This window comes from Streptomyces sp. NPDC029041 (assembly GCF_040637515.1).
Taxonomy (GTDB): domain Bacteria; phylum Actinomycetota; class Actinomycetes; order Streptomycetales; family Streptomycetaceae; genus Streptomyces.
In genome coordinates this window covers 112,393-129,881 of record NZ_JBEZWO010000005.1, presented here as the reverse complement: position 1 = coordinate 129,881, position 17,489 = coordinate 112,393, and the positions used below count along the sequence as shown (strand labels likewise).

General features: G+C 70.9%; 20 protein-coding genes. 6 read left to right on the top strand and 14 right to left on the bottom strand.

What is annotated here, in order from left to right; all coding sequences use genetic code 11:
• Positions 1 to 64: 64 nt before the first annotated feature.
• From rlmB to AB0F04_RS13930, 5 genes are all read right to left on the bottom strand, one after another.
• Positions 65 to 1,006, bottom strand: coding sequence for a 23S rRNA (guanosine(2251)-2'-O)-methyltransferase RlmB (gene rlmB / locus AB0F04_RS13950; protein WP_362041061.1), 942 nt, complete (start codon positions 1,004 to 1,006; stop codon positions 65 to 67).
• 109 nt (positions 1,007 to 1,115) lie between these two features.
• Complete coding sequence (gene cysS / locus AB0F04_RS13945) at positions 1,116 to 2,513, bottom strand: cysteine--tRNA ligase (RefSeq protein ID WP_362041060.1); 1,398 nt, start codon at positions 2,511 to 2,513, stop codon at positions 1,116 to 1,118.
• 100 nt (positions 2,514 to 2,613) lie between these two features.
• Positions 2,614 to 3,108: a 2-C-methyl-D-erythritol 2,4-cyclodiphosphate synthase gene (ispF, locus tag AB0F04_RS13940; RefSeq protein WP_104785887.1), complete on the bottom strand. Its 495-nt coding sequence runs from the start codon at positions 3,106 to 3,108 to the stop codon at positions 2,614 to 2,616.
• On the bottom strand, positions 3,098 to 3,862 hold the full coding sequence (gene ispD / locus AB0F04_RS13935; protein WP_362041058.1) for a 2-C-methyl-D-erythritol 4-phosphate cytidylyltransferase: 765 nt from the start codon (positions 3,860 to 3,862) through the stop codon (positions 3,098 to 3,100). The genes ispF and ispD overlap by 11 nt, the downstream gene beginning before the upstream one ends.
• A gap of 329 nt (positions 3,863 to 4,191) precedes the next feature.
• Positions 4,192 to 4,674: a CarD family transcriptional regulator gene (locus AB0F04_RS13930; RefSeq protein WP_003953493.1), complete on the bottom strand. Its 483-nt coding sequence runs from the start codon at positions 4,672 to 4,674 to the stop codon at positions 4,192 to 4,194.
• A gap of 612 nt (positions 4,675 to 5,286) precedes the next feature.
• Between AB0F04_RS13930 and AB0F04_RS13925 the strand changes: the two genes are divergently transcribed.
• Positions 5,287 to 5,973: a DUF461 domain-containing protein gene (locus tag AB0F04_RS13925; RefSeq protein WP_362041057.1), complete on the top strand. Its 687-nt coding sequence runs from the start codon at positions 5,287 to 5,289 to the stop codon at positions 5,971 to 5,973.
• A gap of 73 nt (positions 5,974 to 6,046) precedes the next feature.
• Here AB0F04_RS13925 and AB0F04_RS13920 read toward each other — a convergent pair whose 3' ends face one another.
• Both AB0F04_RS13920 and AB0F04_RS13915 read right to left on the bottom strand, forming a co-directional pair.
• Positions 6,047 to 6,727, bottom strand: coding sequence for a response regulator transcription factor (locus tag AB0F04_RS13920; protein WP_030243122.1), 681 nt, complete (start codon positions 6,725 to 6,727; stop codon positions 6,047 to 6,049).
• Positions 6,724 to 8,013 carry an ATP-binding protein gene (locus AB0F04_RS13915; RefSeq protein ID WP_362041055.1) on the bottom strand — a complete coding sequence of 430 codons (1,290 nt, stop codon included), beginning with the start codon at positions 8,011 to 8,013 and terminating at the stop codon, positions 6,724 to 6,726. Before AB0F04_RS13915 ends, AB0F04_RS13920 begins: the two co-directional genes overlap by 4 nt.
• 246 nt (positions 8,014 to 8,259) lie before the next feature.
• Here AB0F04_RS13915 and phoU point away from each other — a divergent pair, with 246 nt between their 5' ends.
• The 3 genes from phoU (at position 8,260) to AB0F04_RS13900 (ending at position 9,833) form a co-directional block, all read left to right on the top strand.
• A complete protein-coding gene (gene phoU / locus AB0F04_RS13910; protein WP_351626475.1) occupies positions 8,260 to 8,961 on the top strand; it encodes a phosphate signaling complex protein PhoU in 702 nt (233 codons plus the stop codon).
• A gap of 159 nt (positions 8,962 to 9,120) precedes the next feature.
• Positions 9,121 to 9,276, top strand: coding sequence for a hypothetical protein (locus AB0F04_RS13905; RefSeq protein WP_167345925.1), 156 nt, complete (start codon positions 9,121 to 9,123; stop codon positions 9,274 to 9,276).
• Between the two features lie 305 nt (positions 9,277 to 9,581).
• Positions 9,582 to 9,833 (top strand): SCO4226 family nickel-binding protein, encoded by a 252-nt coding sequence (locus tag AB0F04_RS13900; RefSeq protein ID WP_053670838.1) that lies wholly within the window; start codon positions 9,582 to 9,584, stop codon positions 9,831 to 9,833.
• Positions 9,834 to 9,896: 63 nt separating this feature from the next.
• On the opposite strand, the gene AB0F04_RS13895 is transcribed toward AB0F04_RS13900, so the two are convergent.
• The 4 genes from AB0F04_RS13895 to AB0F04_RS13880 form a co-directional block, all read right to left on the bottom strand.
• Entirely contained in the window at positions 9,897 to 11,042 is a 1,146-nt protein-coding gene (locus AB0F04_RS13895) for a DUF6596 domain-containing protein (RefSeq protein ID WP_362041051.1), read from the bottom strand.
• A complete protein-coding gene (locus tag AB0F04_RS13890; protein WP_362041929.1) occupies positions 11,035 to 11,457 on the bottom strand; it encodes a YciI family protein in 423 nt (140 codons plus the stop codon). Before AB0F04_RS13890 ends, AB0F04_RS13895 begins: the two co-directional genes overlap by 8 nt.
• A gap of 131 nt (positions 11,458 to 11,588) precedes the next feature.
• Entirely contained in the window at positions 11,589 to 12,218 is a 630-nt protein-coding gene (locus AB0F04_RS13885) for a DinB family protein (RefSeq protein ID WP_362041050.1), read from the bottom strand.
• 461 nt (positions 12,219 to 12,679) lie between these two features.
• Complete coding sequence (locus tag AB0F04_RS13880) at positions 12,680 to 13,144, bottom strand: hypothetical protein (protein WP_362041048.1); 465 nt, start codon at positions 13,142 to 13,144, stop codon at positions 12,680 to 12,682.
• A gap of 201 nt (positions 13,145 to 13,345) precedes the next feature.
• On the opposite strand from AB0F04_RS13880, the gene AB0F04_RS13875 reads away from it, so the two are divergent.
• A complete protein-coding gene (locus AB0F04_RS13875; RefSeq protein WP_362041047.1) occupies positions 13,346 to 13,750 on the top strand; it encodes a hypothetical protein in 405 nt (134 codons plus the stop codon).
• A gap of 126 nt (positions 13,751 to 13,876) precedes the next feature.
• On the opposite strand, the gene AB0F04_RS13870 is transcribed toward AB0F04_RS13875, so the two are convergent.
• Entirely contained in the window at positions 13,877 to 14,638 is a 762-nt protein-coding gene (locus AB0F04_RS13870; protein WP_362041045.1) for a phosphoglyceromutase, read from the bottom strand.
• A gap of 167 nt (positions 14,639 to 14,805) precedes the next feature.
• Here AB0F04_RS13870 and AB0F04_RS13865 point away from each other — a divergent pair, with 167 nt between their 5' ends.
• On the top strand, positions 14,806 to 16,074 hold the full coding sequence (locus AB0F04_RS13865) for an MFS transporter (RefSeq protein WP_362041043.1): 1,269 nt from the start codon (positions 14,806 to 14,808) through the stop codon (positions 16,072 to 16,074).
• A 101-nt stretch (positions 16,075 to 16,175) separates the two neighbouring features.
• On the opposite strand, the gene AB0F04_RS13860 is transcribed toward AB0F04_RS13865, so the two are convergent.
• On the bottom strand, positions 16,176 to 16,736 hold the full coding sequence (locus AB0F04_RS13860; RefSeq protein ID WP_362041041.1) for a GNAT family N-acetyltransferase: 561 nt from the start codon (positions 16,734 to 16,736) through the stop codon (positions 16,176 to 16,178).
• 245 nt (positions 16,737 to 16,981) lie between these two features.
• Positions 16,982 to 17,317, bottom strand: a complete 336-nt coding sequence (locus tag AB0F04_RS13855) for a DUF6233 domain-containing protein (protein ID WP_362041039.1) — start codon at positions 17,315 to 17,317, stop codon at positions 16,982 to 16,984.
• Positions 17,318 to 17,489 lie beyond the last annotated feature (172 nt).

Below are 17,489 nucleotides of genomic sequence, written 5' to 3'. Positions count from 1 at the left end.
GCTTGCCCTTGTCGCCCCGATGACACCGAAATTACCCCGTACGGGTGGAGTTCCGGACATCTGTTCAGTGACGTCGGCGCGCCGCCTCGTACAGCACGATCCCCGCCGCCACACCGGCGTTGAGCGACTCGGCACCACCCGGCATCGGGATCCGCACCCGGAAGTCGCAGGTCTCCCCGACCAGCCGGGACAGCCCCTTGCCCTCGCTGCCGACGACGATGACCACGGGGCCGTCCAGCGCCTCCAGCTCACCGAGCTCCGACTCGCCGTCGGCGGCCAGGCCGACGACCGCGATGCCGGCCTTCTTGTACGCCTCCAGCGCCCGGGTCAGGTTGGTGGCGCGGGCGACCGGGGTGCGGGCCGCCGTACCGGCGGACGTCTTCCAGGCACCGGCCGTCATGCCGGCCGCGCGGCGCTCGGGGACGACGACGCCGTGACCGCCGAAGGCGGACACGGAACGGACGACCGCGCCGAGGTTGCGCGGGTCGGTGACGCCGTCCAGCGCGACGATCAGCGGGTCCTCGCCGTCGTCGTGGGCGGCGGCCACCAGGTCCTCGGGGTGCGCGTACTCGTACGGCGGGACCTGGAGGACCAGGCCCTGGTGGTTGAGGCCGTTGGTCATCCGGTCCAGCTCGGGACGCGGGGCTTCCATGAGGTTGATGCCACCGCGCTCGGCGGCGACCTGGAGGGCCTCGCGCACCCGCTCGTCGTTGTCGATGAACTGCTGGACGTAGAGGGTGGAGGCCGGCACGCCCTCGCGCAGCGCCTCCAGGACCGGGTTGCGCCCGACGACCAGCTCCGACGTGCCCTTGCCGCCACGGCCGCGCACGGTGGGCCGGCGCACGGCCTGCTTCGCCTTGGCGTTGGCGACGCGGTTCTTCTTGTGTCCCTTGCGCATCTCGGCGGGCGGGGTGGGGCCCTTGCCTTCCAGGCCCCGGCGCCGCTGGCCGCCACTGCCGACCTGCGCGCCCTTCTTGCCGGACATGCGGCGGTTGTTGGCTGCCATGACCTACCTGTCTCTGCTGTCGCCCTGAGGCGGTGAAGTGCGTACGTCTGTGAAGTGTGCCGCCCGGAGGCCCGGACGGCACAATCGATCTTCCGGCCGCGGCCGGGCCCTAGCGCGGGCCGAGGCTCCAGCGCGGCCCCTGCGGGCTGTCCTCGATGACCAGGCCGGACTGGCTCAGCTGGTCGCGGATGGCGTCCGCGGTCGGCCAGTCCTTGCGGGCCCGGGCGGCCTCGCGCTGGTCGAGGACCATGCGCACCAGCGTGTCGACCACGCCGTGCAGGTCGTCGCCACGGTCGCCCTCCCCGGCCCACTGGGCGTCCAGCGGGTCGAGGCCGAGCACGCCGAGCATCGCGCGGACCTCGGCGAGCCGGGCCACGGCGGCTTCCTTGTCGTCGGCGGCCAGCGCGCTGTTGCCCTGCCGGACGGTGGTGTGCACCACGGCGAGGGCCTGCGGCACGCCCAGGTCGTCGTCCATGGCCTCGGCGAAGGCGAGCGGCACCTCGGCGGCGGGCTCGACGACGCCGGCCTTCTCCACCACGCGCTGCACGAAGCCCTCGATCCGCGCGAAGGCCGACTCGGCCTCGCGCAGCGCCTCCTCGCTGTACTCGATCATCGAGCGGTAGTGCGGGGTGCCGAGGTAGTAGCGCAGCACGATGGGCCGCCAGCGCTTGACCATCTCGCTGACCAGGACCGAGTTGCCGAGCGACTTGGACATCTTCTCGCCGCTCATGGTGACCCAGGCGTTGTGCACCCAGTACCGGGCGAACTCGTCGCCGTAGGCCTTGGCCTGGGCGATCTCGTTCTCGTGGTGCGGGAAGACCAGGTCCAGGCCGCCGCCGTGGATGTCGAAGGCGGCTCCGAGGTACTTGTGCGCCATCGCCGAGCACTCCAGGTGCCAGCCGGGCCGGCCGCGTCCCCACGGCGTCTCCCAGTCGGGCTCGCCGGGCTTGGTGGCCTTCCACATGGCGAAGTCGCGCGGGTCGCGCTTGCCGGTGATGCCCTCCTCGGCGGGCTGCCGCATCTCGTCGAGGTCCTGCCGGGACAGCTCCAGGTAGGAGGGCCAGGAACGGACGTCGAAGTAGACACTGCCGTCGGCCTCGTAGGCGTGCCCGCGCTCGATGAGGCCGCGCATCATCTCGACCATCTCGGTGATGTGGCCGGTGGCACGGGGCTCGTAGGTGGGGGGCAGGCAACCGAGCGCGGTGTAGCCGTCGTTGAAGGCCCGCTCGTTCTCGTAGCCGATGGCCCACCAGGGGCGGTTCTGGTCGGCCGCCTTCCAGATGATCTTGTCGTCGATGTCCGTCACGTTCCGCACGAACGTGACGTCGTAGCCGCGGTGGGCGAACCAGCGGCGCATGATGTCGAAGTTCAGCCCGGAGCGGATGTGGCCGATGTGCGGGGCGGCCTGCACGGTGGCACCACACAGGTAGATCGAGACGCAACCCGGCTGGAGCGGGGAGAAATCACGGATCTGCCGGGCGCTGGTGTCGTACAGGCGAATAGTCACCCCTCCAGGGTAGTGGGCCCCGGGGTGTGCCAGGGGTACTTCACCTCGGGGCGTCCGGATTCGTGATCAGGACGACGGGAACGCCCCGGGCATCCGCCCCTCAGCCGGCGCGCACGACCAGGGCCGTGGCCACGGCCATCAGCCCTTCCTCCCGGCCGGGGAAGCCCAGCCCGTCCGTCGTCGCGCCCGAGACCGACACCGGTGCTCCGGCCGCCTCCGACAGGAGCTTCTGGGCCTCGTCCCTGCGCTTGCCGATCTTCGGGCGGGGGCCCACCACCTGTACGGCGATGTTGCCGATCCGGAATCCGGCCTCGCGCACGATGCGCGCGGCCTCCGTCAGGAGGGTGACGCCGGAGGCGCCCGACCACTCGGGGCGGCCCGTGCCGAAGTGCTGCCCGAGGTCGCCGAGGCCGGCGGCGGAGAAGAGCGCGTTGCAGGCCGCGTGGGCCACGACGTCCGCGTCGGAGTGGCCGGCCAGGCCCGGACCCGCGTCCTCCCACTTCAGGCCGGCGCACCACAGCTCACGGCCTTCCTCGAAGGCGTGGATGTCGGTGCCGATGCCCACCTGGGGCAGAACAGGCTGGTCAGAAGCCATCGTTGAGCCTCCTGCGGGCGAGGACCGCCTCCGCGAGGACCAGGTCCAGGGGGCGGGTGACCTTGAAGGCCTCCTCGTGGCCGGGTACGGCCACGACCGTGAGGCCGAGCTGCTCGACCATGCCGGCGTCGTCGGTGACCTCGCCGGTCACCGTCTCGTGCGCCCTGACCAGGGTGGTCCGGTCGAAGCCCTGCGGGGTCTGCACCGCCCGCAGCAGGGCGCGCTCCGGCGTGGCGACGACCGGCTCCGGCTCGCCGGGGGTGCCGGCGGGCCGGACCTGCTTGACGGTGTCGGCGAGCGGCAGCGCCGGCACCACGGCCGGAGCGCCGTCCCGTACGGCCTCGATCACGGCGTCGACCGTGTCCACCGGCACCAGCGGCCGGGCCGCGTCGTGGACCAGCACGATGTCGTGGCCGGGTGGCAGCGCGTCCAGGCCGAGCTTCACGGACTCCTGGCGGGTCTGCCCGCCCGGGACGACGAGGAAGTCCGTCCGTTCGGGCAGGGCGTGCGCGTCGAGCAGCGACCTGACCTCGGCGGCGCCGCCGGGCGGGGCCACGACGACGACCAGGCCGACGGCACGGGACGCGGCCATCGCGCGGACCGCGTGGATCAGCATGGGGGTACCGCCGAGCGCGCGGAGCGCCTTGGGGGCGCCCGGGCCCAGCCGGACACCACGGCCGGCGGCCGGGATCACGGCCGCCGTTCGGGCCGTGGAGGGGCCGGCGGACGGCGAGGGACGCGAATCGTCAGACATCGGTTCCTGTCAGGTTTGTGTGCTGGCCTGGCGTGGGTATGGCCTGGAGGAGTGCCGGGCGCGACGCGCTCGACCGGACCCTTCCGTGACGCTGGTCGAGCCGGCTGCCCGGGCCCGGCACCCCTGAACACCGGGGCGTGAGTGATAACACATTCCGGGGTGACGGCGCATCGGCGCCGGAGTACGAACATGCCGCAGCGCCCGGCGACAGGAATTCCGTCATCGGGCACCGCGGCATTTCGATGTGCAGCGCGCGCTTGATCAGCTTCGACCAGCAGCCTTGGTCAGCAGCTTCGATCGGCGCAGTGCGCTGAGCGACGGGCTTCGCCTCAGGAGGCGAGCACCTCGTCGAGCAGAGCCTCGGCCTTGTCCTCGTTGGTGTTCTCCGCGAGGGCGAGCTCGCTCACCAGGATCTGGCGGGCCTTGGCGAGCATGCGCTTCTCACCGGCGGACAGTCCGCGCTCACGCTCACGACGCCACAGGTCACGCACCACTTCCGCGACCTTGATGACATCGCCCGAGGCGAGCTTCTCCAGGTTTGCCTTGTATCGACGGGACCAGTTCGTGGGCTCCTCGGCGTACGGTGCGCGCAGCACCTCGAAGACCCGGTCCAGCCCGTCCTGACCGACCACATCACGCACGCCGACGAACTCCGCATTGTCCGCTGGCACACGTACCGTCAGGTCGCCCTGGGCGACCTTCAGCACCAAGTAGGTCTTGTCCACGCCTTTGATCTGGCGAGTTTCGATGGCCTCGATCAGCGCGGCCCCGTGATGGGGATAGACCACGGTGTCGCCAACCTTGAACGTCATGTGACAGGTACCCCTTCCGTGGCTATCCAGGGTAACACGGAAACTGCGGGTTCTGAATGGCGTTTTCGCAGGTCAGGGCATATCTCGGGGCTTGACAACTCCGACAGGAACGTGCTTCGGACAGGGATCGGAAGAAGGTATTCGCAGGTGGGAGCGGCTCTTCGGGGCGAGGGAAACGCGTACGTTACACACATCCGGAGCATCCTCCGGAGGGCCGAACATCCCCATATGTCCGGTTCCGTGTGATCGACTTCCGCTACTCCGTTCGGCGGCCCCGGCCGGGTTCCGGTCGAATCCGGAATTGATCACCGGGCACCGCGCCGGGGCGCCGGTGATCAATTCCGGGGCGCCCCGCGCATTCCTTCACGGAACATTTGCGGTGCCGCCCGGGTCTCTTATGTGAATGCCGGACGGACAGCACACCAATGTGACGCGGGAGTCTCCTGTGACTCCGGTGGGATCACACGAGTCACGTGAGACTCAGCTGGGATCAACGGTGCCGGGGGGTCGGGTGCGGCCGGACGAGGGCGGCTCGGTAACCTAAGGCCCGCTGACAGACACTTAGGGCGGCTTTATCGGCCGCTCCGCTCGAGTCAAGGAGTTGCCGCCGCCGTGAGCAGCAGCCTTCGACGCGGCACCCTCGCCGCGGTCGCCCTCACGTTCTCGATCGCCTCGCTCGCCGCGTGCGGCGCCGGCAACGACGCCCAGACGCTGGAGATCAAGCCGGACAACGCGGCGACGAGCGTCGGTGACATCAAGGTCCAGAACGCGATCGTCATCACGCAGCCCGACCTCGAGTCCACCGGCCCCGCCGCGATCTCCGCGACCTTCTTCAACTCCGGCAGGACGGCCGAGACGCTGGAGTCCATCACCCTCCCCGGCACCGGCAAGACCGCCGAGCTCAAGCCCGCCAAGGGCGGCAGCCTCAGCATCCCGCCCGGCGGTTCGCTGATCGTGGGCGGCAAGGACAACGCCACGGCGATGCTGCCCAGCAGCCGTGAGGCCGTGCGGGACGGCAACGCCCAGAAGGTCACCTTCACCTTCAGCAAGACGGGCGCCGTGAGCCTGCGCGCGTTCGTCGTCCCCGCCGAGCACTACTTCAAGGAGTGGGGCCCGACCGAGGTGCCGGCCGCGCCGGGCGCCTCCTCGTCCCCCTCCGGTTCGCCGTCGGGCTCGCCGTCCGGTTCTCCCGCCGAGGGTGAGTCGGGCGCGCCCGCGGGCGGTGGGACGCCGGGTGGCCACGGAGCGTCCGGCACGCCGACCGACGCGGCCTCCGCGAGCGCCGGCGCCGGGCACTGAGCAGACGCGACGAAGGGCGGGACCTCTCCCGGGAGAGGTCCCGCCCTTCGTGTCGCCGTCGTCAGCGGTCGGTCTACGGCTCGAACTTGTAGCCGAGACCGCGGACCGTCACCAGGTAGCGCGGGGCGCCCGGGTCCGGCTCGATCTTGGCGCGCAGGCGCTTGACGTGGACGTCGAGGGTCTTGGTGTCACCGACGTAGTCGGCACCCCAGACGCGGTCGATGAGCTGCATGCGGGTCAGGACGCGGCCGGCGTTGCGCAGCAGCATCTCCAGCAGGTCGAACTCCTTGAGCGGCAGGTCGATCTTGGTGCCGCCGACGGTGACCACGTGCCGGTCGACGTCCATACGGACCGGACCGGCCTCCAGGGCCGCCGGGGTGACCTCCTCGGGCTCGCCGCGGCGGCGCAGCACGGCACGGATCCGCGCGACCAGCTCGCGCGAGGAGAACGGCTTGGTGACATAGTCGTCGGCTCCTATCTCCAGTCCGACGACCTTGTCGATCTCACTGTCCTTGGCGGTCACCATGATGACGGGGACGTTGGAGCGGCCGCGCAGCTGGCGGCACACCTCGGTGCCCGGCAGGCCGGGCAGCATCAGGTCGAGGAGGACGAGGTCGGCGCCGTTGCGCTCGAACTCGTCGAGTCCGTCGGGCCCGGTGGTCGCGACGGCGACCTCGAAGCCCTCCTTGCGGAGCATGTACGACAGGGCGTCGGAGAAGGACTCCTCGTCCTCGACGACGAGCACACGGGTCACGGAAGGACCTCCGGGGCGGGAAGCGTTTCGTACGCGGTTGATTCGGGGGATGTGGGGGTGGACCGCCCGGCCTCCTCGTCGAGGCCCGCGCCTCCTGCGCGTGTCTCTCGGGCGGGCTGCTGATGTGCGCCGCGGGCCGCACCGGCCTCCGGCAGCCGCAGGGTGAAGGTGGAGCCCTGGCCTTCGGCGCTCCACACCGTGACCTCCCCGCCGTGCGAGGCGGCCACGTGCTTCACGATCGCCAGCCCGAGTCCGGTGCCGCCGGTGGCACGGGAGCGGGCCGGGTCGACGCGGTAGAAGCGCTCGAAGATGCGCTCCTTGTCCTTGTCGGAGATGCCGATGCCCTGGTCGGTGACGGCGATCTCGATGTGGTCCCCGCCGGGGGCGTTCACACTGCGGGCCGCTATGCCGACGCGGGTGCGGGCGGGTGAGTAGTTGACGGCGTTCTCGACGAGGTTGCCGAGCGCGGCGGCGAGCTGACCGCGGTTTCCCCAGACGCGCAGGTCGGCGGTGCCCCCCGTGGCCATGGTGATCTGCTTGGCACCGGCCTGGTGCCGGCAGCGGTCGATGGCCTCGATGACCAGCTCGTCGACACGGACCGGCTCGGCGTCCTCCAGCGGGTCGTCGTTCTGCACGCGCGAGAGGTCGATGAGTTCCTGCACCAGGCTGGTCAGCCGGGTGGCCTCGATCTGCATGCGCCCGGCGAACCGCTGGACGGCCTCGGGGTCGTCGGAGGCGTCCATCACGGCCTCGGAGAGTAGCGAGAGGGCTCCGACCGGTGTCTTCAGTTCATGGCTCACGTTGGCGACGAAGTCGCGGCGGACCGCTTCGATGCGGCGGGCCTCGGTCAGGTCCTCCACCAGCAGCAGCACCAGCCGGGAGCCGAGCGGCGCGACCCGCGCGGAGACGGCCAGGGCCTCTCCGCGTCCGGTGCCGCGCCGGGGCAGGTCCAGCTCGACCTGGCGTATCTCGCCGTCCCGCCGGGTGTCCCGGGCCATCTGCAGCATCGGCTCGACGGCGAGCTTGCCGCCGCGGACCAGGCCGAGGGCGTACGCCGCCGAGCTGGCCTTGACCACGCCGTCGGCCTCGTCGAGGACGACGGCGGACGACCGGAGGACCGACAGGACCGTGTCCACGCCGGGCGGGAGGACCGCGTCGGTGTGCAGGGAGCTGCGGGTGGGGCGCTTCTGCTCGCGCTCGCTGAAGCGGAACGCCAGCATGGCGATGACACCGGTGAGCACCCCGGCGATCGCAGCCGCTGCGGCGACCGCCGCGTTCACGTCCATGCACCCAGGTTAGGCATGGCTCGGGCACCCTCCACAGCCGTCCGGGTGCGAGCTCGAACACTCGTCGCCCAGAGTTCACCTTGGAGCCAGTATTGGTTCATTTGGGATGCCGGAAACGGACGCGTACGAGGCGGATCGTGGGAGCGTGGGGTTCGGACCGCCGGTCATACGACGGTCGTACTGCCGGTCGTCCGGTGGGCCCCGGCCCTTGGACCCCCGACTGAGACGTACGAGAGGGAAAGCCTGATGCGGGACGCGTACCACGAGGAACTGGACTCGATCGGCGACGGTCTGGTGGAGATGGCCCGACTGGTCGGGTCGGCGATCGGGCGCGCCACGACCGCCATGCTCGACTCCGACCTGAAGCTGGCCGAGAACGTGATCGAGGCCGACCAGCGGGTCGACGAGCTCCAGCACGAGCTGGAGGCCCGGGCCATAGCCCTGCTGGCGCGGCAGCAGCCGGTGGCGACGGACCTGCGCATCGTCGTGACGTCGCTGCGGATGTCGGCCGACCTGGAGCGCTCGGGCGACCTCGCCCAGCACGTGGCGAAGCTCGCGCGCCTGCGCTACCCGGACCGCGCGGTCCCCAGCGATCTGCACGCCACCATCCTGGAGATGGGCCAGCTCGCGCAGCGCCTGATGGCGAAGGCCGCCGAGGTGATCATCACCAAGGACGTCGACCTGGCACTCCAGCTGGAGCAGGACGACGACGAGATGGACCTGCTGCACCGCACGCTCTTCCAGCACCTGATGGACGACCGCTGGAAGCACGGCATCGAGACGGCCGTGGACGTCACGCTGCTCGGCCGCTACTACGAGCGGTTCGCCGACCACGCGGTGTCGGTCGCCAAGCGGGTGGTGTACCTGGTGACGGGCGAGCACGCGGACGAGCTCCAGGCGGATGTGCAGCCGGAGATCCAGGCGGCCCCGGGGGCGGAGAGCGCCTGACGGTTCGGACGTTCGGGCCGAGGGGCGGGCCGGGTGTCCGGCCGGAGCGGCCTGGCAGCGGGGCCGGGGTTGGGGCGCGGGGGCGCCTCAGTGCGCCGTTGATGCGCCCGGCCGGGCGGGGCTCCAATGGGCTCAGGCACCAGCCTCGAGGAGGGACCCATGGCCGAATCCCCCAGCACGACGCCAGACCCCGCCCGGCAGCGTGAGACCGAGCAGCCCGCCGAGATCAGGAGCCTGCCCCTGATCGCCGCGTGCGGCTGCGGCTCGGGCTGCGGCTGCGGGTGTCAGTCGGGCAGCCCCTGCCAGTGCGGCTGACGCCGGCGCTTCGTTGTCCGTACGACCTGTGGGGCCCCGGCCGTGTCGCCGGGGCCCCTAGGTCGTGTCCGCAAAGTCCCGCCTGCCCCACGACGCCTGGCACGCACTCTCGCCGCACCGGACGAAGCCCCAAGTACATCCAGTACGAGGGACTCCGCCCGGCACGCCGAGAGCACGCACCAGACGCCGCGGGGCCCGCCCTCCGGGCGGACGACGGGACTTTGCGGACACGACCTAGGCGTGGGGTCGCCCGGGTGGCCGTACGGGCGGAGCATGAGAGGGAGGCAAGGAAGGAGGCGCGAGGCATGCCCAAGTTCATGGATGTCCATCGCGGCATGGAGGGCATCACGGAAGAGCAGCTGCGTGAAGCCCACAACGCGGACCTCGCGATAGAGAAGGACGAGCAGGTCCACTTCGAGATGGCCTGGGCGGATCCGGAGTCCGGCCACGTCTACTGCCTCTCCGAGGCCCCCTCGGCCGAAGCGGTCCAGCGCATTCACGAGCGCGCCGGGCACAAGGCGGACGAGGTGCACCCCGTGCCGTTGACGGTGCGGTGACCTGCCCGGCCCGCGGTTCCCGGCGTGCGCCCCCGCCCGCCGGGTGCCGCGGGACACGGCCCGTCAGCGGCGCCGGCCGACGTTGAGGCGGGCCGCCTGGCGGGTCAGGTAGTCGCGTTCGGCGAGGTCGGTGGCCTTGTGGGCCGCCTCGGCGTACAGCCGGGCCGCCGTTTCCGGATCGCCGTCGCGTTCGTGGAGGTAGGCCGCCACCGCGTCGTAGCGGGGCAGCGAGTCGTCCAGCGCGGCGAGCGCCGCGAGACCGGCACGCGGTCCGTCGGCCTCGCCCACGGCCACCGCCCGGTTGAGCCGGACGACCGGGCTGTCGGTGAGGCGCGCGAGTTCGTCGTACCACTCCACGATCTGCACCCAGTCGGTCTCCTCGGCGGTGGGCGCGTCGGCGTGCAGTGCCGCGATGGCGGCCTGGGCCTGGAACTCGCCCAGCCGGTCGCGGGCGAGTGCCGCCTGGAGGATCCGGACGCCCTCCGCGATCAGGCGCGTGTCCCACCGGCCGCGGTCCTGCTGGGCGAGCGGTACCAGGCCGCCGTCGGGCGCGGTACGGCCGGCGCGCCGGGCGTGGTGGAGCAGCATGAGCGCGAGCAGCCCCGACACCTCGGGGTGGTCGATCGCGGCCGAGAGCTGCCGGGTGAGCCGGATGGCCTCGGCGGCCAGGTCGAGGTCGCCGGAGTAGCCCTCGTTGAAGACGAGGTAGAGAACGCGCAGCACGGTCGCGACGTCGCCGGGCCGGTCGAACCGCACGTCGGAGACGGTGCGCTTGGCGCGGCTGATGCGCTGCGCCATGGTCGCCTCCGGCACCAGGTAGGCCTGGGCGATCTGCCGGGTGGTGAGCCCGCCGACGGCGCGCAGGGTGAGCGCGACCGCCGACGACGGCGTCAGCGAGGGGTGGGCGCACAGGAAGTACAGCCGGAGCGTGTCGTCCACGTCGGACGTGGGCCCGGGCGCCGGCTCCTCCTCGACGAGGTCCTCACGCCGGCGGCGGGCGCTGTCGGCCCGCGCCTGGTCGAGGAACCTGCGCCAGGCCACGGTGACCAGCCAGCCCTTCGGGTCCCGGGGCTGCTCGGCCGGCCAGACGCGGAGCGCCTCGATCAGCGCGTCCTGCACGGCGTCCTCGGCCGCAGCGAAGTCGGCTCCGCGGCGGACGAGGATCGTGAGCACGCCGGGCGTGAGGCTGCGGAGCAGTACCTCATCCATGGACGGAGCACTCCGGGATGGTGGGCGGCGCGGTCAGGAACGGACGCACCTCCAGCCATTCGTGGATCGGCTTCCCGCCCGCCCCGGGGGCGGCGGACAGCTCCCCGGCGAGCTCGACGGCCCGCTCGTAGCTGTCGACGTCGATGATCATCCAGCCTGCGATCAGGTCCTTGGTCTCCGCGAACGGCCCGTCCGTGACCGGCGGGCGCCCCTCACCGTCGTACCGGACCCACGCCCCCTCGGGGGCGAGCGCCTGGCCGTCGACGAACTCGCCGGTCTTCTCCAGCCGCGCCGCGAAGTCGTTCATGTACTGGATGTGGGCCGAGATCTCCTCCGGCGTCCACTGGTCCATGGGCACGTCGTTGACCGGGGACGGGGCGCCTCGGTAGTGCTTCAGAAGCAGGTACTTGGCCATCGTCTTCTCCTCGGTGCCGGTGCGACCCATCCTGGCCGCTTTCACCCCGGGGACGGAGCCGGACGCGGGTTCTCGACATCGCCGCCGAAGATTTTTTCGGCGGCGTCTGCGAGGGGCCCGGCCGAGGGTGCTCACTGTCCGACGCGGCCGTCGATCCGTTCGCGCAGGAGGTCGGCGTGGCCGCAGTGCCGGGCGTACTCCGCGATCTGCGCGACCAGGATGTCGCGGAGCTGGATCTGACCGCCGGGTTCGGGGCCGTAGTCGGAGTGGCCCGCGTTGCGGGTGGCGAGGTCGGAGACGCCGGCCAGGAAACGGTCGGTGCGCTCGGTCTCGGCACGCCACTGCCGCCAGGCCTCGTCCACGACCGCCTGGTCGGCGACGGCACCGTTGAAGTCACCGTCCCGGTCCTCCTCCGTGCGGTACAGCTTCGGCGCGTCCTCGCCGGCCATCACCCGGCGGAGGTGCCGCTCGTCCTCGGTCAGGTGCCGCACCAGTCCGAGCAGGGACATCGTCGACGGCGGGACGGATCGCCGGGCCATCTGCTCGGCGTCCAGGCCCGCGCACTTCATCTCGAAGGTGAGGCGGTAGTTGCGCAGGTAGTCGAGGAGGATGCCGCGTTCGTCGACGGGCTGTTCGCCGGTCTCACGGGGGTCGTCGTCGGGGTCGACCCACATGTCGGGGTACACGGTCGCCCGCGTCCACCGAGTCGTGTCCGCCGCCGCGGGCGCCACTGCTTCGCCGGTGTGCTCACCTGAGACCATGCGGGCATGGTGGACGGGGCGGGGCGGGGCCGCCACCGAATATCGGGGTGCCGGCCGATCTGCAGAGGCTCTCGGTCGCGTCGTGAGGGTGCTTTGCGCACGGATGCTCCGTTGCCCGCATCAGGTGACAATGAATGCAAGTACACGCTTCTCTACTGTGAAACGAGGGAAGACGGTGGCTCTCCACACGTATTTGACCGATGCGCAGGAGCAGGCGTTCAAAGAGAACGCGGACGAGCTTGCGAAGCTGCAGCCTCACGTCGCCGAGGTGCGCAGTAGGGCCATGTCCCGCCTGGAAAGCGTGGGATTGGCGGGGGGAACGGACGCGCTCAATTGCCTGGCCTGCATCGGGTGCGAGGGGTACACCCCCGGGGACAACGGATGTGCCAATTGCTCCCACGACTTGCACGCCCACAACGTGAAATAGCGGTGATCATGAACCGGTCCGACCGCAATTAACCTCATAGGTGCCGCTTGGCTGCCCTGACCAATCGGCTGATGTCGTCACGGGTCCGGACCCTGGCATCGTCGAGTTCTGTTCTGCTGTCTGTTCCGGACAGCGCCGTGACGTCTGCGAGCACGTCCTCCGCTGCCCGGCTGAGCGTCTCGTCCTCGGTGAGCATCTGCAGCCGGAACAAGGCCTCTTGGGCGCTGGAGCGTAGATCGTAGGCGCGGATCCGCACCACGTCCGGGTCCTCCGGTGGGGGCTGTTCGTGCTCGCAGAACCAGAGATGGACCAAGCAGCGACGGTAGTTGACCAATGCGCCGGCGTAGGCGGAGTAGGCATCGAGTCGTTCCTGGCGCACTTTTTCCCGGCGGGTGAACTGGTGGCCCCGGTCGGCCGTGCGCTGCTGGAACGCCAGGGTGATCCCCGAACCGAGCAGCGTTCCCAGGACGGCTATGCCGCTGGCGATGATGGTCTCCACATCCCCAGCTGATCACGCATGGCCGCCCCTCGTGGGGTGTTGCGCGACGCAGGGGCCTTCCAAAGAGCAGACGGCGACGAGTTGAGCCGAACCATCGCGAGCAGCGCCTGTGTGCGCGCCCGGGAGGGTACGTCTCGAAAGGACGGTCAGCTTCTCTCGTACACCGGAGCGTGCACAGGCATGTGGGATGCAGTCGGTGCGGTGAGTTCAGCCCTGAGCACGGTGAGCGTGATCGCCGCGCTCGTCTTCGCGGCTCGACAAGTGAGGGAGGCCAAAGACTCCCGCGCCATGACGACCTTGCTGGCAGTGCACAAGGAATGCCAGTCAGCCACCCTGAACACGATTCGCAGGCGCCTTCGGGACGGTGACCTGGGCGATCTGAGCCAATTGAATGCAGAGGACCGCGGCGCCCTCACCGATCTGCTGCAGCAGTTCGAGCTGGTCGGTTTCCTCGTGGAGCGGGGACTGGTTGATCTGGGCGATGCCAAGAGCATCTTTCCGAACCTGCCCAGGACCTACGCCAGAGCGTGGCCGTACATCGAACATCGCCGAGAACAGGACGCCGGCTACGCCGCCAAGCTCGAGCGTCTCGTCCGGCGGTACTGAGCCTCGTGCTGTCCGGCCGTCGCTGTGAAGTCCTCGGCAGACTCTCGGCAAGGCCGGAGAGATCCGGAGCACGAAAAGGCCTCCCACCCGCACCGCGGGTACGGGTGGGAGGCACGCTCACAGTCCCTACTTCTTCTTCCCCTGGTTCTTGACCGCCTCGATCGCCGCGGCAGCCGCCTCGGGGTCGAGGTACGTGCCGCCCGGGTTCAGGGGCTTGAAGTCGGCGTCGAGCTCGTAGGACAGCGGGATGCCCGTGGGGATGTTCAGGCCCGCGATGTCCGCGTCGGAGATGCCGTCGAGGTGCTTGACCAGGGCGCGGAGCGAGTTGCCGTGGGCCGCGACCAGGACCGTGCGGCCGGTCAGCAGGTCGGGGACGATCGCGTCGAACCAGTACGGCAGCATGCGGACGACGACGTCCTTCAGGCACTCCGTGCGCGGGCGCAGCTCCGGCGGGAGGGTCGCGTAGCGCGCGTCGGAGAACTGGGAGTACTCGGCGTCGACGTCCAGCGGCGGGGGCGGGGTGTCGTAGGACCGGCGCCACAGCATGAACTGCTCCTCGCCGAACTCGGCGAGCGTCTGGGCCTTGTCCTTGCCTTGGAGGGCGCCGTAGTGGCGCTCGTTGAGGCGCCAGCTGCGGTGGACCGGGATCCAGTGGCGGTCCGCGGCCTCCAGGGCCAGCTGGGCCGTGCGGATCGCGCGCTTCTGGAGGGACGTGTGGACCACGTCGGGCAGGAGGTCGGCGTCCTTCAGGAGCTCGCCACCGCGGACTGCCTCCTTCTCGCCCTTCTCGTTGAGGTTCACGTCCACCCAGCCGGTGAACAGGTTCTTCGCGTTCCACTCGCTCTCGCCGTGGCGGAGGAGGATCAGCTTGTACGGTGCGTCGGCCATGCCTCAGAGCGTAATCCACGCATTCGCCCGTTCGCGTGGCTGCCCGGCAGGCGGACGTTTGACGGGATCTGTTAATCGAGTGGCCCCGTCAACCGCCCGTCGGTAATTTGCGCTTACCGCCAGCGCTTCTTACATGCGCCATCACGCCTGTTACCTCCGGGGGACCCATGCCGTACGCCCTGCGTGCCCGACGCGCCGTCCGGGAGACGGTCTCCGGTCTCCCCGGCGCGTTCTGGTGGCTGTGGACCAGCACGCTCGTCAACCGCCTCGGCGGCTTCGTCGCCACGTTCATGGCGCTGTACCTGACCCTCGACCGCGGCTACTCCGCCACCTACGCCGGTCTGGTCGCCGCCCTGCACGGGCTCGGCGGAGTGGTCTCCTCGCTGGGCGGCGGGGTGATGACCGACCGGCTGGGCCGTCGGCCCACCCTGCTGATCGCGCAGTCCTCGACCGCCGTGTCCGTCGCGCTGCTGGGCTTCGTGAGCGACCCGGTCGCGATCGCCGGTGTCGCCTTCCTCGTCGGCATGGCGAGCAACGCCTCGCGGCCCGCGGTGCAGGCGATGATGGCCGACATCGTCCGGCCCGAGGACCGCATCCGGGCCTTCTCCCTCAACTACTGGGCCATCAACCTCGGCTTCGCCGTCTCCTCCATGGCCGCCGGGTTCATCGCCGAGGTCAGCTACCGCGCCGGGTTCCTGATCGAGGCGGGGATGACGCTGGTCTGCGCGATCCTCGTCTTCCTGCGGCTGCCGGAGTCCAAGCCGGCCGAGCGGGTGGTGACGGGGGGCGTCCGGGACGACTCCGTGAACCTGCGCACCGTGCTGCGCGACGGGCGGTTCATGAGTGTCGTCGGGCTGTCCTTCCTCGTCGCGCTGGTCTTCCAGCAGGGGGCGGTGGGGCTGCCGGTGGCCATGGGCGAGGCCGGCTTCTCCCCGGCCGAGTACGGCATGGCCATCGCCGTCAACGGTGTGATGATCGTCGTCCTCCAGATTCCGGTCACCCGCTTCATCGAACACCGCGACCCCCGCCGGCTGCTGGTCGTCTCGTCCGTACTCGCGGGCTACGGCTTCGCGCTCACCGCCTTCGCGGGGTCCCTGGGCGTCATCGCGCTCACGGTGTGCGTGTGGACCCTGGCGGAGATCGTCAACGCGCCGACGCAGACCAGTCTCGTCGTACGGCTGTCCCCGGTGCACGGGCGCGGGCGCTACCAGGGCATGTACACGATGTCCTGGTCGGTGGCCGCCCTCGTCGCCCCGTTGCTGTCCGGGTTGGTCATCGACCGGTTCGGGGCGGCGTGGCTGTGGGGGCTGTGCGCGGTCGTGGGGACGGTGGCCGGTGTCGGGTACGCCGTGTTGATGCGGCGCCTGCCCGGCGAGGAGAAGGTGGCCGAGCCGCCGGTGGCGGTACAGCCGCAGCCCGAGGTCGGTGCGGGGTGAGGCGGGGCCTGCCTCCGGTGGCGGTGGCCGCCCCGGCAGGAGACCGCGTCCTGGCGTGACCGTGGCAGGGAGGCGCGCGACGTCGTGCCCCTCTGGGCCCGTCACATCGGCAGGGAGTACAGCCGCACCCGCCCGGGAGGCCAGTGCGCGTCGTCGTGCAGGGGCGTCACCATCGTGCGCAGCGGCATGGTGACCACGCCGGAGCCGGGTTGTTCGACGAGTACGTCCGTGTGGAGCGGGTGCCATCCGAGGCGCTGGTACAGCGGCACGAGGGGCGGCCGGCAGAACAGGAGCGCGTGCCGGGGGCCCCGCGTGCGAGCGTGGTCGAGGGCCGCCGCGAGCACGAGCCGTGCCAGGCCCCTGCCCCGTACGCCGGGCGCCACGGCCACTCCGCCCACGCCCATCACCTCGGTCTTCTCGCCCTCGACCGCGACCGGCAGTCGCAGCAGACCGGCATGGGCCACGAGCCGGCCGTCGAGCCGGACACCGACGTGCTCCTCCTTCGGAAGCCAGGTCAGACCGGCTGCGGCAACACCGAAGGGGTCCTCGCCGCTGCCGAGGATCTCCTCCTGCTCGGTCTTCGTATAGCGCGAGAGCCGGGTGACGGCCGGTGCCCCCGGGGGCTCGTTCACGGACGGGGTCGCGCGCTGGTTCGCAGACATACCGGCATGATGATCCAGGGTGCGCGGCCGGCGCTGGCAGGTCTCCTCCTGGCCATCGACGAAGCCCGACCGTCGGTTGGGTCCCGGACGACTTCTCCGGGCCACCCCCGGACAGATCGGGGATAGCAACCATTCTCTTCAGAGCTGGAACCCCCGGAAGCCGGCCGCGCGCTTGCGACCATAGCCCCGGGCACTGACAACGGGGCAGGGGTTCCGGCGCCGCACCCCGCGTGAGCGCGGCCGCCCTACCCGTCCACGAAGCCCAGCTCCGTATCCGGCCTGCACTGCGGGCAGGCCTTGATCCCTTCGGCCAGGGCCCGCAGGGCGTGATCGCGGTCGACGCCCTTGCTGCGCCGGCCCGCGTTCCAGCAGCCGCCGGCATGGACGTACACGGCTTCCCGTCCGGACAGGCCGTGCTCGATCAGCCAGTCCGGAGCGGGTGGCCGGGCCAGGAGGCCGCGCCGGTGCTCGGTCTGGCGGCGTTCCTCGTCCGCGATCCACCGGCGGGTGCGTGCCAGGTCGCGTTCCTGCACGCGCTCCAGGAAGCGGAGCAGCGCGAGCCGCGACTCTGGGTCGTTCATACGTTCGATTCTAGGAGCAGGGTGCTCAGTCGGCCCACCCCCACCCCCGCCTCACCTCTCAGGCCGGCACCCCTTCGGGGCATCCGGTGGCGCGGGCCAGTGGCACCCGGAGGGAAGCGGGGTTACCTGCGAGGTAATCGACGCGCCCCGCGCGCCCCGGCAGGCTGGGTTC

Bases quoted from the DNA above. Each gene is read 5' to 3' on its own strand.
- rlmB (WP_362041061.1), bottom strand. From the start codon at position 1,006: ATGGCAGCCAACAACCGCCGCATGTCCGGCAAGAAGGGCGCGCAGGTC.
- ispF (WP_104785887.1), bottom strand. From the start codon at position 3,108: ATGGCTTCTGACCAGCCTGTTCTGCCCCAGGTGGGCATCGGCACCGAC.
- ispD (WP_362041058.1), bottom strand. From the start codon at position 3,862: ATGTCTGACGATTCGCGTCCCTCGCCGTCCGCCGGCCCCTCCACGGCC.
- AB0F04_RS13930 (WP_003953493.1), bottom strand. From the start codon at position 4,674: ATGACGTTCAAGGTTGGCGACACCGTGGTCTATCCCCATCACGGGGCC.
- AB0F04_RS13915 (WP_362041055.1), bottom strand. From the start codon at position 8,013: ATGGACGTGAACGCGGCGGTCGCCGCAGCGGCTGCGATCGCCGGGGTG.
- phoU (WP_351626475.1), top strand. From the start codon at position 8,260: ATGCGGGACGCGTACCACGAGGAACTGGACTCGATCGGCGACGGTCTG.
- AB0F04_RS13905 (WP_167345925.1), top strand. From the start codon at position 9,121: ATGGCCGAATCCCCCAGCACGACGCCAGACCCCGCCCGGCAGCGTGAG.
- AB0F04_RS13900 (WP_053670838.1), top strand. From the start codon at position 9,582: ATGCCCAAGTTCATGGATGTCCATCGCGGCATGGAGGGCATCACGGAA.
- AB0F04_RS13895 (WP_362041051.1), bottom strand. From the start codon at position 11,042: ATGGATGAGGTACTGCTCCGCAGCCTCACGCCCGGCGTGCTCACGATC.
- AB0F04_RS13890 (WP_362041929.1), bottom strand. From the start codon at position 11,457: ATGGCCAAGTACCTGCTTCTGAAGCACTACCGAGGCGCCCCGTCCCCG.
- AB0F04_RS13885 (WP_362041050.1), bottom strand. From the start codon at position 12,218: ATGGTCTCAGGTGAGCACACCGGCGAAGCAGTGGCGCCCGCGGCGGCG.
- AB0F04_RS13870 (WP_362041045.1), bottom strand. From the start codon at position 14,638: ATGGCCGACGCACCGTACAAGCTGATCCTCCTCCGCCACGGCGAGAGC.
- AB0F04_RS13865 (WP_362041043.1), top strand. From the start codon at position 14,806: ATGCCGTACGCCCTGCGTGCCCGACGCGCCGTCCGGGAGACGGTCTCC.
- AB0F04_RS13860 (WP_362041041.1), bottom strand. From the start codon at position 16,736: ATGTCTGCGAACCAGCGCGCGACCCCGTCCGTGAACGAGCCCCCGGGG.
- AB0F04_RS13855 (WP_362041039.1), bottom strand. From the start codon at position 17,317: ATGAACGACCCAGAGTCGCGGCTCGCGCTGCTCCGCTTCCTGGAGCGC.